Consider the following 17,002-nt stretch of genomic DNA (forward strand, 5'->3'; position numbering starts at 1 on the left):
CTTTATCAGCCCTTGAAGACCTTGAGCATGGTGGAACCCAGGCTCGCGGGGCTGTCGGCGACGGCGATGCCGACGGACTTCATGAACTCGATCTTGAAGTCGGCGGTGTCGTTGCCGCCGGAGATCACCGCGCCGGCGTGGCCCATGCGGCGGCCCGGAGGCGCGGTGCGCCCGGCGATGAAGCCGACGACCGGCTTCTTGGTCCCGGAGTCGCGGATGAACTCCGCGCCCTTGACCTCGGCGTCGCCGCCGATCTCGCCGATCATGATGATGCCCTCGGTCTCCGGGTCCTTCAGGAACAGCTCCAGGCTGTCCACGAAGTTCGTCCCGTTGACCGGGTCGCCGCCGATGCCGATGCAGGTCGTCTGGCCCAGCCCCGCCGCGGTGGTCTGCGCCACCGCCTCGTAGGTCAGCGTGCCCGAGCGCGAGACGATGCCGATCTTGCCGCGCTTGTGGATGTGGCCCGGCATGATGCCGATCTTGCACTCGTCGGGCGTGATGATGCCCGGGCAGTTCGGCCCGATCAGCCGGGTCTTGGAGTTGCCCAGCGCGCGCTTGACGCGCACCATGTCGAGCACCGGGATGCCCTCGGTGATGCACACCACCAGCGGGATCTCGGCGTCGATCGCCTCCAGGATGGCGTCGGCCGCGAAGGGCGGCGGCACGTAGATGACGCTGGCGTTGGCGCCGGTCTTCTCGACCGCGTCGGCCACCGTGTCGAAGACCGGCAGGTCGAGGTGCTTGGTGCCGCCCTTGCCCGGGGTGACGCCGCCGACCATCTTGGTGCCGTAGGCGATCGCCTGCTCGGAATGGAAGGTGCCCTGGGCGCCGGTGAAGCCCTGGCAGATCACCTTCGTGTTCTTATCGACGAGAACAGCCATCTTACGCGGCCTCCTTCACGGCCTTGACCACCTTCTCGGCGGCGTCGGCGAGGTTGTCGGCCGACAGGATCGGCAGACCGGACTCGCTGAGGATCTTCTTGCCCAGCTCGACGTTCGTGCCTTCCAGACGCACGACCAGCGGAACGTGCAGGTGCACCTCGCGGGCGGCCGCGACGACGCCTTCGGCGATGACGTCGCAGCGCATGATGCCGCCGAAGATGTTGACCAGGATGCCTTCGACGTTCGGGTCGGAGAGGATCAGCTTGAAGGCCGCGGTGACGCGCTCCTTGGTGGCGCCGCCGCCGACGTCGAGGAAGTTGGCCGGCTCACCGCCGTACAGCTTGATGATGTCCATGGTCGCCATCGCCAGACCGGCGCCGTTGACCATGCAGCCGATGTTGCCGTCCAGCTTGACGTAGTTGAGGCTGTGCTTGGCCGCCTCGATCTCGGCCGGGTCTTCCTCGGCCTCGTCGCGCAGCTCCTCGACGTCCTTGTGGCGGAACAGGGCGTTGTCGTCGAAGCTCATCTTGGCGTCGAGCGCCAGGATGTCACCCGAGCCGGTGACGATCAGCGGGTTGATCTCGACGATCGCGCAATCCAGGTCCACGAAGGCCTGATAGGCGGCCTGGATGAACTTGGCGGCGGCGGAGACCTGCTTGCCCTCGAGGCCGAGCGCGAAGGCGACCTTGCGGGTGTGGTAGCCCTGGATGCCGGTGGCCGGGTCGATGGCGACCTTGACGATCTTCTCCGGCGTGTTGTGGGCGACCTCCTCGATCTCCATGCCGCCTTCGGTCGAGGCGATGATGGTGACGCGGCCCGAGGCGCGGTCGGTCAGCAGGCCGAGATACAGCTCGCGCTTGATGTCGGCGCCTTCCTCGACGTAGAGGCGCTTGACCTCGCGGCCGTCCGGACCGGTCTGCTTGGTGACCAGCACGTGGTTCAGCATCTCGCCGGCGTTCTTGCCGACCTCCTCGATGGACTTGACGACGCGGACGCCGCCCTTGCCCTCGGGGTTGTCCTTGAACCGGCCGGCGCCGCGGCCGCCCGCGTGGATCTGCGACTTCACGACCCACACCGGGCCGCCCAGCTCGCGGGCGACGGTCTCGGCTTCCTGCGGGGTGTAAGCGACGCCGCCGCGGGGCACCGCGACGCCGTACTTCTTCAGCAGGCCTTTGGCCTGATACTCATGGATGTTCATCGGGCGTCCATCTGTTTTTATGGTCGGCTGACAAGGTGTGGTCGGCTGACGATGGGCGAAGATCGGGCAGGCGTTTCCTGCTGGCGGACGCGCCAGGGCGCAAGTCTTCGGGGGAGCTGAGTCCTTGAGGAAGCCTTACGCCGGCTGGCGCGAACGTCCGCGGTCACTGTACCACCGGGCGCGGACGGTTCAACCGTCCGCGCCTGGGGCGACAGGGCCGCAGGCCGCCGCGCAGGCAAAAAACAGGCCGCCTTAGGAGGCGGCCTTCTCAGCCTGCTGCTTCTTGACCACCTCGACGAGCTGCTTCACAGCGTCGACCGAGTGATCGAACATCTTCTTCTCTTCCGCGGAGAGATCGATCTCGATGATCTTCTCGACGCCACCGGCGCCGATGATCGTCGGGACGCCGACGTAGAGGTCGTTCTGGCCGTACTGGCCGGTCAGGTAGGCGGCGACCGGAACGACGCGCTTCTGGTCCTTCAGGTAGGACTCGGCCATCTGGATGGCGGAGGCGGCCGGGGCGTAGAAGGCCGAGCCGGTCTTCAGCAGCTTGACGATCTCGGCGCCGCCGTCGCGGGTGCGCTGCACGATGGCGTCCAGCTTCTCCTGCGTGGTCCAGCCCATCTTGACCAGATCCGGCAGCGGGATGCCGGCGACGGTCGAGTAGCGGACGAGCGGGACCATGGTGTCGCCGTGGCCGCCCAGCACGAAGGCGGTGACGTCCTCGACCGACACCTTGAACTCGTCGGCCAGGAAGTAGCGGAAGCGGGCCGAGTCGAGCACGCCGGCCATGCCGACGACGCGCTCCGGCGGGAGGCCGGAGGCCTGCTGGAGCACCCACACCATCACGTCCAGCGGGTTCGTGATGACGATGACGAAGGCGTTCGGGGCGTACTTCTTGATGTTCTCGCCGACGGTCTGGCAGACGCCGGTGTTGATGCCGATCAGGTCGTCGCGGCTCATGCCCGGCTTGCGCGGCACGCCGGCGGTGACGATCACGACGTCGGCGCCTTCGATGACCGAATAGTCGTTGCCGCCGCTGAGCTTGGCGTTGAAGCCTTCGACCGGCGAGGTCTCAGCCAGGTCGAGGGCCTTGCCCTCCGGCATGCCTTCGGCGATGTCGAACAGGACGACGTCGCCGAGTTCCTTCTGGGCAGCGAGCAGAGCCAGCGTGCCGCCAATCTGGCCGGCGCCGACGAGCGCAATCTTCTTGCGAGCCATGGAGCGTTTCCCTAAGCGTGAGCGTCCCCCATTCAGCGGAGGACAGAACCGATTGAGTTTAGCGTCCTAGGGATCCAGCGCCCTGAGATTTCGAGGGCGGTTCCTAGCGCGATTCCGGCCCGAGAGCAAGCGTGACCGCAAGCACGGGACGCGGAACTGTGCAATCGATTACGGCGAATGGCCGCAACGGCAAACAGGAATTTGGCGTTGCGGGTGCGGCGCACTATTCTTTGGATAGGTTTTGAAGGCCATTCGGCATGGGGGGAAGAACCATGATTCGCTTTGCACCGGCATTTTGCCTGACCGTGACGCTGGCCCTGGGAAGCGGCGGCGCGGCCTTGGGACAAACCGTCGCAGACTATGAGGCCGCTCTGGCCAAGGCCCCGATAAACACGGCGGCGGCCGGCACCGCGGCGACCAGTCCGGCGGCCGCTTCGGCGACCACGGCGGCGGATGCCCCGTCGGCCACCGACGTGCTCTATTGCCGGCCCGTGTCGAACTACGTGTACACCTCCGTCCCGCCGGGGGAGCGCAGCGGCATCGTGGTGCCCTTGGTCGCCTTCGACGGGCCGAGCGACCCGGAGACCATGCGCAAGCGCGCCCTGTGCGAGACGGTGCGCCGGATGGCGGTGATCCAGTTCGATTCCGGGTCGGGCGAGGAGATCGTCACCCCGCCGCAGCTGATCGACACCGATCCGTCGCGCCCGCTGTATCAGAACGATCCGACGCTGGCCCCCGATACGCGGCGCGCCCCGGCCCGCCGGCCCCTGGAGATCCAGTAAGGGACATTTCGGGGACGGCGCTCCGCGGCGTCAGGAGCGGACGCCGTAGAGCGCGAGGTGGCGGGTCATGTCCGCCGCGGGCAGCGGGTAGTCGGTGCCCTGGCGGGCGTTCAGCACGGCGCGCGGCGGGATGCCGGCGGCGCGGATCTGCACCCGCATGGCGCAGCGCATCGAGTAGCCCGCCCGCCAGACCAGCGCGGTGACCGCGCGGGGGTCGCCGGAGCGCAGGATGTCGTCCACGATCCCCGGATGGACGGCGGCGCGCAGGGCCAGGGCGGCGCGGACGAAGTCCGTTTCCTCCCAGGACAGGGCGTCGCCCAGCGCCGTCTCGTCCAGGGCGCCCTGGCGGTGCAGGCGGACGGCGCGGCGCCCCGGCGACTCGGCGGGATCGCGTTCCTCGACCCAGGAGACGCGCCGGCGGGTCACGGCGGCAACCTCCGCCGCGGTGACCGCGTCCAGATCGGTGCGGCGGCGCAGCAGGTCGGCCACCGAGTCGTCGACGAACTCCGCCAGCCGCAGGGCCAGCCGCTGCGGCAGGGCCGGCCGGCCGGCCAGCTTGGCCTGCCAGTCCGGATGGCCGCCCGACCGCTCCACCAGATCCTCCAGCCGGTCGTCCGGGATGACCGCGCCGTCGTTGTCCAGCAGGACGCCCGTGGCCTCCGCGTCGCCCGTGTCGACGATGGCGCAGGACAGCGGCGCGCTGACCGCCGGCCGCCGCGCGATGGCCGCCAGCGCCCAGCCGGCGGGGTGGGCGGCGACAATCTCCAGCAAATCCTCATCGGTCAGGGTGGCGCAGCAATGCAGGATCGGCTCCGCCACCGAGCGTTCCACGTCGCGGGCCAACGTGCGCGCCACGGCGGGCGGGGCGCAGGCGACGTCCTTCAGCGCCCCGGCCAGCGCCATCCTCACATGGGTCGCGTGGTCGCGGGCCAGCCGCTCCAGCATGCGCAGGGCGGCGGCGGTGGCCTTGTCCTGGCGGTCCGGCGGCAGGTCGGGCAGCAGCCGGCACAGCTTGCGCGCCAGAAGCGCGCGAACCCCGGCGTCGCCCATGCCGGCCCGCCGCGATTCGACCAGCGCCGCGCCGACGCGGCGGCGCGCCGGTTCCGGCACCGGAGGAGCGGGGGGAGAATCGTCGAACAGATAGCCGAGCAGTTCCGGGTCCACCCCGTCGTCCATGGGGGTGTCCGTTCGCGGCGCCGAGCGGGCCGCGCCGGGACGGTCGTCCCCGTGATCGGCGTGAGGGGGCTGACGTGGCTGCATCGGGATATCCAACGACGGGTGGGTTAACGGGCCGCTAATGGCCCCGAACTTGTCGCCGGTGCCCGCCGGGCGCAACCGTACCCTGTGCCGCCAGTCGAGCCGCCAGTCACGCCATCGGCCGGGGATGTGAAAGCGGCGAAAACGGACGCTGAAAAGAAAAAGGGCCGCAACCCCGGTGGGGCGCGGCCTTGAAGAGTTTAGGGAGGAAACGCACTGCAAAAGCAGTAACGGGGCGGATCATAGGCTCTGACCTTGGTGGATGGTAATACCAAGTTGGTATTGGTGCGGTGCGGTGTGTGCATGGCGATGCGGGAATAAAATGTTGTTTGCCCAGCGTGTGAGCAGGATTTCGACCGTTTGCACACATTCGAGCCGGATGGACGGATGATGGAAACGCAAACGATCAGGCTGCGAGTATTGTTTGTGACCGGAGCTATGGTGGGTGAAGTCTCACCGGATGCTGAGCGACCTCCATCCGGCCATGCCCCTGGGCGCCACCGTCCTTGAAGGCGGTTTGCGTGCCGGGCGGATTGTTCGTGAGGCTTGCCGGTCCGCTGGAAAAACCCTCCCCCGCGGCGGGCCGCGGCGCGGGGAAGGGGAAAGGGAGACGGTGCTCAGGCGGCCAGCTTCTCGCGGATCAGCGCCTTGGTCTCGTCCAGGCCGTAGAGCTGGATGAAGGAGCCCATGCGCGGGCCGGTGGTCTGGCCGAGCAGCACCTCGTAGAGCGCCTGGAACCACGCGCGCAGCTCGGTGAAGCCGTGCTCCTTGCCGACCGCGAAGACCTCGTTCTGGATGACGTCGCCCGCCGCGTCGGCGGGGATGGCGTCCAGCCGCGTCAGCAGATCCTCCAGCGCGGCGCGCTCGGCGTCGGTGGGGGCGCGGAAGCGCTTCGTCGGCTTCACCTGGTCTTGGTAGTAGCGGACGGCGTAGCCGACCAGCTTGTCCAGGAAGGGGCTGTTCTCCGGCGTCGCCTCGGGCGCGTAGCGGCTGATGAAGCCCCACATCACGTCCTTGGTCTCGGCGTTCGCCGCCCCGGCGAGGTTGAGCAGCAGGTTGAAGGACACGTCCGAGCGCACCGCCGGCGCCGTGCCGTTGTGGATGTGCCAGGCCGGGTTCTCCAGCGCCTTGGCCGGCTCCTCCACCGGCAGCTTGGCGACGAAGGCCAGATACTCGTCCACCGCCCGCGGGATCACGTCGAAATACAGGCGCTTGGCCGACTTCGGCTTCTGGAACATGTAGAGGGCGAGGCTCTCCGGCGGGGCGTAGGCCAGCCACTCCTCCATGGTCAGGCCGTTGCCCTTGGACTTGGAGATCTTCTGGCCCTTGTCGTCGAGGAACAGCTCGTAGTTGAAGCCCTGCGGCGGGGTGCCGCCGAGGATGTTGACGATCTTCCCGGCCAGCTCGGCCGACGGGATCAGGTCCTTGCCGTACATCTCGTAATCGACGCCCAGCGCGTACCAGCGCATGCCCCAGTCGGGCTTCCACTGGAGCTTCACATGGCCGCCGGTGACGGGGACCTCGACCTTCTTGCCGTCCTCGTCCTGGAAGACGATGGTGCCGGCGTCCACGTCGCGCTCCAGCACCGGGACCTGAAGCACGCGCCCCGTGGAGGGGGAGACGGGCAGGAACGGGCTGTAGGTCTGCTGGCGCTCCTCGCCCAGCGTCGGCAGCATAACGGCCATGATCTCGTCATAGCGCCGCAGCACGCCGAGCAGCGCCTCGTCGAATCGGCCCGACTTGTACCAGTCGGTGGAGGACTGGAACTCGTACTCGAAGCCGAAGCTGTCGAGGAAGGCCCGCAGCCGCGCGTTGTTGTGCGCGCCGAAGCTGTCGTGCGTGCCGAACGGGTCGGGGACCTGGGTCAGCGGCTTGCCGAGATTGGCGGCGACCAGCTCCTTGTTTGGGATGTTGTCCGGAACCTTGCGCAGCCCGTCCATGTCGTCGGAGAAGCAGAAGAGCTTCGTCGGGATGTCGCTCATCCGCTGGAAGGCCTGACGGACCATGGTGGTGCGCGCCACCTCGCCGAAGGTGCCGATGTGCGGCAGGCCCGACGGACCGTAGCCGGTCTCGAACAGGACGTAGCCTTTGGCCGGCGGCTCTTTCGCGAAGCGCGCGACGAGTTTGCGCGCCTCCTCGAACGGCCACGCCTTCGCCTGCAACGCCAATTCCCGCTCGCCGGTCATGGTAGAGCCCCTTCAAAACTCGACGGAAGTGTAGAAAGGCAGCGACCCTAGGGCGCAGCGCGCCGTCCGTCAACGGGCGCCGCGCTTGTCCGTCCTACGGTTTGCGCGCATTTCTGGAAGATGATCATCCGTCGAGGACCCGCATGAGCTGGCTGTTTCTGTCCGTCGCCATCGCCTTCGAGATCGTGGGCACCGTCGCCATGAAGATGTCCGACGGCATGACCCGCCTGTGGCCCAGCCTGGCGGTGGTCGCCTGCTATCTGGTGGCCTTCGCGATGCTGGCCCAGGCGCTGCGCGAGATCGAGGTGGGCGTGGCCTACGCCATCTGGTCCGCGGTGGGCACGGCGGCCATCGCGGCGATCGGGGTGTGGGTGTTCGGCGAGTCGCTGAACTTCCTGAAGCTGGCGGGGATTCTGCTGATCGTGGCGGGGGTGGTGAGTTTGCGGATGTCGGGGGGCGGGGCGTAGGGGTTTGTAAATCCGTCTGATGAAGATATTCATGCCTGTTCACGCCAATGGCGCAGTCATCATTTCAATGTGCCTCGGTTCTTGGCAGACTGGTCAAGATTACCGCTTTCACGGGCTTGCTTCGGGGTTGGCATCATGCAATTCTAGTATATAGGAGCCAGCCATGTCACAGGACGAACGCCAGATAGAATCTCTTCGCCAATGGCTGACAGGCGTAATCGTGATCGTCGCGGTTATTGTGTCATTCGTTGGCTTTGCCCGAGTTTCTGTGGCATGGACCTTGACGATCGCGTCTGGGGTGCTTGTGTTTTTGGTATTGTTCCTATGGAATATCGGTCGAAAAAAGCGGGCCAGGAGAACGCGGCGGTAAAGGCGAAAGAACACGTTTAATTTTATGTGACCCCGAAATCGGAATCCATGTCCGTCCATTGGAAATTTCTCTATAAGTAATTTCGACCTTCATCATGACCCCTTCCGCCACCTGAACCGGCAAGGTGCGGTCGTGTATGGCCTGAAGGACGGAACCGTCTTCCATCAAAGCACTGAACTCCAGCCCATCTTTAGCGAACCGCCAACGGCGGGGAGCCGGGATCAGGACCGGCTTAATCAATACCACGTCCCAAGTTGCCATGCGTGTTTCGGCATCTGGCTTGATTTCGTCTGTATCCCCTGTCCAAAGCCCGCTTCTCGCGGCGAATTCTTGCCTGGGAATGCTGTACGCCAACGATCTATCGGAGCGAAACACGTCAATCCGGCTGTAAGCGGGCTCATCCTGAACGATACCGTAGAACCGTTGTTGCTGCCGCTGGAGTTCGACTGACTCTTTCAGTAAGTCACGTGTTTCTGTGAATACCTGCATCTGATCATCAGGGATGCGCGGATCAGGAGTAAGCGAATTCGTGACAGCCACTGTGATGGCTGTAGTTGTTACTAGGCCGCCGAGCGTAATAGCAGCCTTTTTGACCAGCGGGAATTCCGCCATTCCGTCAGAAACATCACCGACAAATTCTTTAACCTTTTGCACCGCGAACAGGAAAGTTTGACTTCCCTTCTCTACACCTACCAGTTCGATTCGAACATTCGCGTCTGGTTCAACAGCGAGAGCGGCGGCGCGAAGCAAAGCAGCTCATGCTGATAAGGCTTCGGCTGCAATGGCGGCATCAGGATTTCGGCCTTCCGCGATTTCAAACTTCAAAATTAAGTCAGCGTCAGCCATCCGCGTTCCCCTGTGCTTCTACAGAAGGCTACGCGGTTCCATTCGCTTGCGTCAACTCCACGCGTCAATAAAGTATGTGCCTATGGCATCAAGGCGTCAAAATTGGGGAAATGCGTCGTTGTAAGTCTCTTTTGAGAGGAGGCGTGGGCTGATCATCAATTTTCCCACTTCGCGCAATCCGCCAGCCCATCGCGCTCCACAACCGCCATGCGCCGCTCGATCACACCGGCCCGCCGCGCCACGTAGGCGCCGGGCGGGTTCGGGGACCAGTTGCGGGGGTTGGGCAGGACGACGGCGAGAAGGGCGGCCTCGCGGCGGGTCAGGGCCGATGCCGGCTTCTTGAAATGGTGACGGGCGGCGGCCTCGGCGCCATAGACGCCGTCATCCCACTCCACGATGTTCAGATAGACCTCCAGGATGCGGCTCTTGGGCCACAGCGTCTCGATCAGCAGCGTGAACCACGCCTCAGCACCCTTGCGGGTCCAGCTGCGGTCCGGCCAGAGGAAGGCGTTCTTGGCGGTCTGCTGGCTGATCGTGCTGCCGCCGCGCAGGCGCCGGCCCTCCTCGTTGTCCTCGAAGGCGCCCTCGATGGCCGCCCAGTCGAAGCCGCCATGGCCGCAGAACAGCGTGTCCTCCGACGCGATGACGGCGCGGGCGAGGTGGGGAGAAATTTGCGACATGGGCACCCAGTCGTGCGCCAGCCCGGACCCTCCGGCGGCGCGGATCAGCATCAGGGGCGTGGCCGGCACCGGCGCCACGCGGTAGAGCGCCGCCCAGCCGACGCTGAAGGCCACCAGGGCGACGGCCAGGGCCATCAGGAGTCTCAGCAGACGCCGGACCGGAAACCGCATGCGCTCGACCTCTCCTCTGCGACGCTCAAGGACGGGGGAGCACTTTCGAGGGGGCGGGCCGATCGGTCAACACGGGTTTGCTCGCATTGCGGCGGCGGGGGCCACTATACTGCGCGCCATGGATCTGACCTCGGCGCCCTCCCTCCCGTCCTTCAGCCTCGATGACGCGCCGGCCCTGGTCGCCGGCGCGCGGCGCGTGGTCCTGCTGACCGGCGACGGCGAGGTGGAGGAATTGGCCCCCGCCGCCGCGGCGAAGCGGGCGCGCCGCCAGCCGCCGCTGGTCTGCCACGCGCGGGCGATGGCGCGCCGGCTGGGGACCGAGCCCTTCGCCGCCTTCGACCTGCTGGAGCTGTTCGCCTTCGTCCTGCCCGCCCGCTTCTGCGTGCCGACCCCGCGCGGGCTGGCCGAGGCGCTGGACCTGCCGATCCCCGACGGGCTGGAGGACGACGCGCTGGCCCTGCACCGGGCGGTGCGCAAGCTGCTGGGTTTGCTCGGCACGCCGGGGCGCGAGGAAGCCTCCGACCCGGTGGCCTTCGCCTGGGAGATGGGGCGCGCCGGCTGGCTGTGGGCGCCCGCGGTGCTGGCCGCGCTCGGCAAGCCGGACGGGCCGGAGAAGGGCGCCGCCCGCGCCGGCCTGCGCGTCTGGACCCGCATCAAGGAGTGGCAGGACGGCCCGCCCGAGCCGCCGCCCGCCCACCATCCGGTGGAGCCGGACGAGGCGCGCCGCCGGCTGTCGGTGATGCTGTCGGCCAGCGTGCCCGGCAAGGTGGCCGAGCCGCGCCCGCAGCAGGCCGACTACGCCAGCGCGGTGTCCGCCGCCTTCGCCCCGCGCCCCGCGCCCGACACGCCGAACGTCGTGCTGGCGGAGGCCGGAACGGGCGTCGGCAAGACGCTCGGCTATCTGGCGCCGGCCACGGTGTGGGCGGAGAAGAACGGCGGCACGGTGTGGATTTCCACCTACACCCGCAACCTCCAGCACCAGATCGACGCGGAACTGGACCGCCTCTACCCCGAACCGGCGACCAAGGCGCGCAAGGTCGTGCTGCGCAAGGGCCGGGAAAACTACCTGTGCCTGCTGAACCTGGAGGAAGCGGTTCGCGGCATGCCGATGCAGCCGCACCACGCCATCGGGGTCGGGCTGATGGCGCGCTGGGCCGCGGCGACGCGCGACGGCGACCTGACCGGCGGCGACTTTCCCGGCTGGCTGGTCGACATCGCCGGGCGCGGGCGGACGCTGGGCCTCGCCGACCGGCGGGGGGAGTGCATCTATTCCGCCTGCGACCATTACGCCCGCTGCTACATCGAGAAGAGCGTGCGCCGCGCCCGCAAGGCTGACGTGGTGATCGCCAACCACGCGCTGGTCATGGTGCAGGCGGCGCTCGGCGGCGGCGAGGAGCCGACTCTGCCCACCCGCTACGTCTTCGACGAGGGGCATCATGTCTTCGACGCGGCGGACAGCGCCTTCGCCGGGCATCTGACCGGGCGCGAGACCCAGGAGCTGCGGCGCTGGCTGCTGGGGGCGGAAGAGACGGGGCGCAGCCGCGCCCGCGGGCTGAAGCGCCGCATCGAGGATCTGGTCGCCAGCGACGAGCGGGCGCAGGAGCTGATGGACGCGGTGATGCTGGGCGCCCGCGTCCTGCCGGCGGAGGGCTGGGCGGCGCGGCTGTCCGCCGACAACCCGCAGGGGCCGACCGAGGCCTTTCTGCTCGCCGCGCGCCGGCAGGTCTATTCGCGCACGGCGGGGCAGGGCGGCCCCTACAGCCTGGAGGCCGACAAGGCCTACCCGGTGGACGGGCTGCTCGACGCCGCGGAGGCTCTTGAGGCGGCGCTGGTCCGGCTGGCGGAACCGCTGGCCGGGCTGGCGAAGCGGCTGGCGGCAAGGCTGGAGGACGAGACGGCGGAGCTGGACAGCGACCAGCGGCGGCGCATCGACGCCATGGCGCGCAGCCTGACCCGGCGCGGCGTGCTGACCGTCGAGGCGTGGCGGGCCATGCTGAAGACACTGCCGGTGGAGACCCCGGCGCAGTTCGTCGACTGGTTCGCGGTGGAGCGGATCGACGGGCGCGACGTCGACGTCGGGCTCTACCGCCACTGGATCGACCCGACCGTTCCCTTCGCCGAGGCGCTGGCCGGGCCCGCGCATGGCATGGTGGTCACCTCCGCCACGCTGACCGACGGTACCGGCGACACCGCCATGGACTGGCAGGCGGCGGAGGACCGCTGCGGCGCCAGCCACCTGCCCAAGCCGGCGCTGCGCGCCCAGGTGCCGTCGCCCTTCGACTACCCCAACCGCACGCGGGTGATGGTGGTCACCGACGTGCGCAAGGACGATCTGGGGCAGGTGGCGTCCGCCTACCGCACGCTGTTCCAGGCGGCGGGCGGCGGCGGGCTTGGGCTGTTCACCGCGATCAGCCGCCTGCGCGCCGTCTACGACCGCATCGTGGAGCCGCTGGACGCCACCGGCGTCCCGCTTTACGCCCAGCATGTCGACCCGCTGGACGTGGCGACCCTGATCGACATCTTCCGGGGGGAGGAGCACGCCTGCCTGCTCGGCACCGACGCGGTGCGCGACGGGGTGGACGTGCCGGGCCGCTCGCTGCGGCTGATCGTGTTCGACCGCGTGCCCTGGCCGCGTCCGGACATCCTGCACCGTGCCCGCCGCGACGCCTTCGGGCGGCGGCGCTACGAGGACATGATCGCGCGGCTGCGGCTGAAGCAGGCCTTCGGCCGGCTGGTGCGGCGGGCCGACGACACCGGGGTGTTCGTGCTGCTCGACCCGATGATGCCGAGCCGCCTGTTCGGCGCCTTCCCCGAGGGGGTGGAGGTCCGCCGCGTCGGCATCAAGGAGGCGGTGGAGGCGACGGCGGAGTTCCTGCGGGGCTGGTGAGACCCCGCAGGAACCGGACAGCGCCTCAGGCGGCGCGGATCGCCGCCAGGAAGCTCTCCACGTCGCGGCGCAGGTTCTCTGCCTGGGAGGCCAGCCCGCCGGCCGCACCCAGCACCTGATGGGCGGCGGCCCCGGTGGTGCCGGCGGCCTCGGTCACCTGGGCGATGTTGCTGGACACCTCGCGCGTGCCGATCGCCGCCTGCTGGACGTTGCGCGAGATCTCGTTGGTCGCGGCGGACTGCTCCTCGATCGCGGCGGCGATGGAGGTGGAGATCTCGTTGATCGCCGCGATGGTGCGGCCGATCCCCTCGATGGCGCCGACCGAGCCGGCGGTGGCCTCCTGGATCGCCTGGATCTGGGCGGCGATCTCGTCCGTCGCGCGGGCGGTCTGGTTGGCGAGCTGCTTCACCTCCGACGCGACGACGGCGAAGCCCTTGCCGGCCTCGCCGGCGCGGGCCGCCTCGATGGTGGCGTTCAGCGCCAGCAGGTTCGTCTGGCCGGCGATGTTGGTGATGAGCTGCACCACGGCGCCGATGCGGTGCGCGGCCTCGGCCAGCCCGCGCACGGAGTCGGTGGTGCGGCCGGCCTCCTGCACCGCCTGTCCGGCGATGCCGGTGGAGCGGGTGACCTGCGACCCGATCTCCCCGATGGAGCTGGACATCTCCTCCGCGGCGCTGGCGACCGTCTGCACGTTGGCGCTGGTCTGCTCCGCGGCGGCGGCGGCGTTGGCCGCCTGGTCGTTGGTCTGGCGGGCGGTGACCGCCATGCTCTGGGCGGTGGTGTCCAGCTCGGTCGCGGCGGCGGCGACGTTGCGCAGAGCGTCGGCGACCTGATCCTCGAAGGAGGCGATCAACCGCTCGACCGCCTCGGTCCGCCGCAGCTTGGCGGCCTGCTCGGCGGCCTGCGCGGCGGCCAGCCGGTCGGCCTCGATCAGCCCGTCCTTGAAGACCTGCACCGCCGTGGCCATCGCGCCGATCTCGTCGCCCCGGCTGGCGAAGGGAATGGCCGTCGTCTTGTCGCCGCCGGCCAGCCGGCGCATCGCCTCGGTCATCGCGCCGATCGGCGAGGAGACGCCGCGGATCATCATCAGCGCGCCGCCCAGGCAGACGGCGATGCCGATGAGCAGCGCGACGATGAGCATCGTGCTGGACTGGGCGTAGACGGCGTCGGCGTCGTCGCTCGCCTTGGCGGCCCCGCGGTTGTTGTGGTCGATCATGGCGTCGAGCGTCCGTCCGACCTCCTGGAAGCCCTTGTCGGCCGCGTCGCGGAACAGGGCGTTGGCGGCGGCGTTTTCGTTGCGCCGCGACAGGGCGGTGATCTGACGGTGCAGGGTGAGATACTGCGCCCACTGCTGTTCGAACTGGGCGAACAGACTGCGCCCTTCGGCGGTGCGCAGCGTCCCTTCGTAGGTCCGGCGGGCGTTGGCGATGCCGGCTTCCATCTCGTCCATCCGCTTCTCCACCGCGGTCATCTCCGTCTCGGTGGCGCTGAGGATGTGGGTGCTCTGCAGGATACGGAAGTTCGACACGGCGTCGTTCACGACGTTGACCTGAACGACCCGCGGCATCCAGAAGCTGGCGATTTCCGTCGAGCTGTCGTTGACCACCGACAGCCGGTTGATTCCCAAGGTGCCGATTCCAGCGAGAAGCAAGGATAGAAACGCAAAAACGGCGAAGGTTTTTGTTTTAACGCTGATGTCGTTCATGGTGTTTTTCTCTTTTCTGTTGTTTTGGTGGTTGGCTTCCTCGCGCGTCACCAAAGAGGGCTTTTTATTTCTGTTCGTCTTCGTTGATAATTATGAATTACGCAATGAACCGGTTGCGGCAAAATTGTTCATTGTGTGACAGTGAGGCGATGCCGCACACGCTCCGCACGCCCGACCGCATGGGCGCGCGGATGGGCAATGCAAAAACCCACATGTTCTGCGATAAGTTGAAGGATTGGTCGGCGGCCAAGGGGCGACCATGCGGAGAGATTCGCGGGACGCCTTCGAAGACGTCGGTCCGGAAGAGACTGGCGTCCCGCAGTCATCATGGCCGCCGTGCTCCCGCGGGCGGTGAAGGAGACTTCGCGACTCTACCGGTGCGGAACCTGAAGGCCCTTCGGGGATGCACGGTTTCTAGTGTCGCGTGCAGACGCTCACCGGTGGCCCCGCGGAGCCCGGATCATAGGCGGAATGAATGGAGCGCACACCGAGAATGGCCATGTCGTATCCATGCGTAAAAGTGCTGCGCACCGCGTATCCCAGCGTTTCTTACACGATAATACGTATCGTCGCAACATGAGAAAACGTGCAACCGACGATCGGCCTCGTCGCGAGCGGGGCGCCGTGGGAAGCAAGTTCACCGTGGAAATGGAGGCTTCCTCTCCAGGCTTGGGAGAAGCCGGCATGGTGCAGCTTGGGGACCGGCTCAAAACCGTGCGCGAATTTCTCGGTGAGACACAAAAAACAATGTCTCGCCGATTCCGCCTCGGGGAGAACACGTGGCAGTCCTACGAGTTGAACGGCAAGCTGCCGAAGGGGGAGACCCTGTCGGAACTGGCCACCCTCGGCATCGATATGAACTGGTTGCTGACCGGCCGGGGCCGCATGCGGATGGCGGCCGGGCGGCCGGAGTCCGGCGACGGTGCTCTTCCGCTTCCGCCGCGGGATGCCGCCCCTCCCCGGTCGGTGCTCGACCTCGCGCTGTTGAGCGAGGCGGTCGCCCTGGTCGAGCAGGGGCTGGCCGACCGGGGCCGCCGGCTGTCGCCCCGCGCCAAGGGCCATCTGGTGGCGGCCCTGTACGGTCTGGCGGCGGACGGTGCGGGCGGCTCCCGTCCGACCGGTGTCAGCCCGGCCGCCGTGGCTCATCTGCTCTGGCTCGCCTTGCAGATGGACGATGGGGCGCAACAGGGGGTGAGCGGCGATGGGGCGGCCAAGCCGCCGTGACGGCGGCCTATCCGGCTTTGCCGATGCGCGCGAGGTCGAAGGGCGTCGTCTGGTAGACTTGGTTGATCCAGTTGGCGAACAGCAGATGGGCGTGGCTCCGCCACCGGTTCTCCGGCGGCTGGCTCGGGTCGTCGTCGGGGAAATAGCCCTGGGGAACCGGCGTGGCCGGGTCCTTGGCGACGTCCCGGACATACTCGTTGCGCAGCGTGTCCGTGTCGTACTCGATGTGGTTGAACATGTGCAGCGACCGGTGGGCGGCGTCCTCCAGCAGGCAGGGGCCGGTCTCCGGGGCATCGAGGAGCACGCGCAGGCCGCTTTCCGGGAGGATGTCCTCCTCGCGCACCTCGGTCCAGCGCGAGACCGGGATGGGCACGCCGTCGGACAGGCCGCACAGGTAGGGCGAGGCGGGGGCGCGGTTGCGGTGCCGGTAGACCCCGGACGCCTTTCGCGGCAGAAGATGCTTCGGCACGCCGTGGAAATGATGAACGGCGGCCTGCGCCGCCCAGCAGATGTTCAGACAGGCGTGGACGTGGCTCTGCGTCCAGTCGAAGACCGAACACAGCTCGTCCCAGTAGGACACCTCCTCGAAGGGCATCGTCTCGACCGGGGCGCCGGTGATGATGAAGCCGTCGAACGTCTCGCGGCGCGCGTCCTCCCATGAGCGGTAGAAGGCGCTCATGTGGTCCGCCGCGGTGTTGCGCGGCACATGGTTGGTGATCCGGATCAGCGACAGCTCGACCTGAAGCGGCGTGTTGCCCAGAAGGCGGGCGATCTGCGTCTCGGTCCGGATCTTGTCGGGCATCAGGTTGAGCAGGCCGAAGCGCAGCGGCCGGATGTCCTGCCGGACGGCGTCGGCCTCCTGCATGACCATGACGCCCTCGGTCTGGAGGGCGGTGAAGGCGGGAAGATCGTTGGGTATCCTGATGGGCATGACTCGTCCGGCTCCGCTGTCGGTGCATCGGTCGGAACAGACGTCATGGCGAACCCCGTTTGTTTGCCGGTCCGGCCACATCCCCCTTCGGGACGCCACCTTGCTCGGGAAAGCAGGTTGGCGTTGAGCGTCCGCTCAACTCTTGATGCGCGGTGCACATTATACGGGCAGCGGCGGCTTGGCAACAGGAGCGGGA

At 67.7% G+C, this 17,002-nt stretch carries 14 protein-coding genes and 1 riboswitch; of the genes, 5 read left to right on the forward strand and 9 right to left on the reverse strand.

What is annotated here, in order from left to right; all coding sequences use genetic code 11:
• Window positions 1–5: 5 nt before the first annotated feature.
• The 3 genes from sucD to mdh form a co-directional block, all read right to left on the reverse strand.
• Complete coding sequence (gene sucD / locus D3869_RS09670; protein ID WP_014241630.1) at window positions 6–881, reverse strand: succinate--CoA ligase subunit alpha; 876 nt, start codon at window positions 879–881, stop codon at window positions 6–8.
• Between the two features lies 1 nt (window position 882).
• Window positions 883–2,079, reverse strand: a complete 1,197-nt coding sequence (gene sucC / locus D3869_RS09675; RefSeq protein ID WP_094303045.1) for an ADP-forming succinate--CoA ligase subunit beta — start codon at window positions 2,077–2,079, stop codon at window positions 883–885.
• Between the two features lie 252 nt (window positions 2,080–2,331).
• Window positions 2,332–3,300 carry a malate dehydrogenase gene (gene mdh / locus D3869_RS09680; protein ID WP_014241628.1) on the reverse strand — a complete coding sequence of 323 codons (969 nt, stop codon included), beginning with the start codon at window positions 3,298–3,300 and terminating at the stop codon, window positions 2,332–2,334.
• 272 nt (window positions 3,301–3,572) lie between these two features.
• Between mdh and D3869_RS09685 the strand changes: the two genes are divergently transcribed.
• Entirely contained in the window at window positions 3,573–4,082 is a 510-nt protein-coding gene (locus tag D3869_RS09685; RefSeq protein ID WP_137139873.1) for a hypothetical protein, read from the forward strand.
• A gap of 30 nt (window positions 4,083–4,112) precedes the next feature.
• On the opposite strand, the gene D3869_RS09690 is transcribed toward D3869_RS09685, so the two are convergent.
• The gene (locus D3869_RS09690) at window positions 4,113–5,258 is read right to left on the reverse strand and encodes a DUF2336 domain-containing protein (protein WP_247895608.1); all 1,146 of its coding nucleotides are present in this window, start codon (window positions 5,256–5,258) and stop codon (window positions 4,113–4,115) included.
• A 698-nt stretch (window positions 5,259–5,956) separates the two neighbouring features.
• Window positions 5,957–7,525: a lysine--tRNA ligase gene (locus D3869_RS09695; protein WP_137139875.1), complete on the reverse strand. Its 1,569-nt coding sequence runs from the start codon at window positions 7,523–7,525 to the stop codon at window positions 5,957–5,959.
• Window positions 7,526–7,668: 143 nt separating this feature from the next.
• Between D3869_RS09695 and D3869_RS09700 the strand changes: the two genes are divergently transcribed.
• On the forward strand, window positions 7,669–7,992 hold the full coding sequence (locus D3869_RS09700; RefSeq protein WP_014241623.1) for a DMT family transporter: 324 nt from the start codon (window positions 7,669–7,671) through the stop codon (window positions 7,990–7,992).
• Between the two features lie 322 nt (window positions 7,993–8,314).
• Here the strand turns inward: D3869_RS09700 and D3869_RS09705 are convergent, their stop codons facing one another.
• Together D3869_RS09705 and mtgA are read right to left on the reverse strand one after the other, a co-directional pair.
• The gene (locus D3869_RS09705) at window positions 8,315–9,112 is read right to left on the reverse strand and encodes a hypothetical protein (RefSeq protein WP_137139876.1); all 798 of its coding nucleotides are present in this window, start codon (window positions 9,110–9,112) and stop codon (window positions 8,315–8,317) included.
• Window positions 9,113–9,363: 251 nt separating this feature from the next.
• On the reverse strand, window positions 9,364–10,059 hold the full coding sequence (mtgA, locus tag D3869_RS09710; RefSeq protein WP_137139877.1) for a monofunctional biosynthetic peptidoglycan transglycosylase: 696 nt from the start codon (window positions 10,057–10,059) through the stop codon (window positions 9,364–9,366).
• A 118-nt stretch (window positions 10,060–10,177) separates the two neighbouring features.
• On the opposite strand from mtgA, the gene D3869_RS09715 reads away from it, so the two are divergent.
• Window positions 10,178–12,946, forward strand: a complete 2,769-nt coding sequence (locus tag D3869_RS09715) for an ATP-dependent DNA helicase (RefSeq protein WP_137139878.1) — start codon at window positions 10,178–10,180, stop codon at window positions 12,944–12,946.
• A 25-nt stretch (window positions 12,947–12,971) separates the two neighbouring features.
• On the opposite strand, the gene D3869_RS09720 is transcribed toward D3869_RS09715, so the two are convergent.
• Window positions 12,972–14,651: a methyl-accepting chemotaxis protein gene (locus tag D3869_RS09720; protein ID WP_137139879.1), complete on the reverse strand. Its 1,680-nt coding sequence runs from the start codon at window positions 14,649–14,651 to the stop codon at window positions 12,972–12,974.
• Here D3869_RS09720 and D3869_RS33035 point away from each other — a divergent pair.
• Window positions 14,545–14,790 (forward strand): hypothetical protein, encoded by a 246-nt coding sequence (locus D3869_RS33035; RefSeq protein WP_175426361.1) that lies wholly within the window; start codon window positions 14,545–14,547, stop codon window positions 14,788–14,790. The genes D3869_RS09720 and D3869_RS33035 overlap by 107 nt on opposite strands.
• Window positions 14,791–15,398: 608 nt before the next feature.
• Window positions 15,399–15,875, forward strand: coding sequence for a hypothetical protein (locus D3869_RS09725; protein ID WP_137139880.1), 477 nt, complete (start codon window positions 15,399–15,401; stop codon window positions 15,873–15,875).
• 7 nt (window positions 15,876–15,882) lie between these two features.
• Here the strand turns inward: D3869_RS09725 and D3869_RS09730 are convergent, their stop codons facing one another.
• Window positions 15,883–16,806, reverse strand: a complete 924-nt coding sequence (locus D3869_RS09730) for a homoserine O-succinyltransferase (protein ID WP_137139881.1) — start codon at window positions 16,804–16,806, stop codon at window positions 15,883–15,885.
• A gap of 49 nt (window positions 16,807–16,855) precedes the next feature.
• Window positions 16,856–16,960, reverse strand: a riboswitch (SAM-I-IV-variant riboswitch).
• Window positions 16,961–17,002 lie beyond the last annotated feature (42 nt).

It is taken from the genome of Azospirillum brasilense (assembly GCF_005222205.1).
In the GTDB taxonomy this organism is placed as follows: Bacteria; Pseudomonadota; Alphaproteobacteria; order Azospirillales; family Azospirillaceae; genus Azospirillum; species Azospirillum brasilense_G.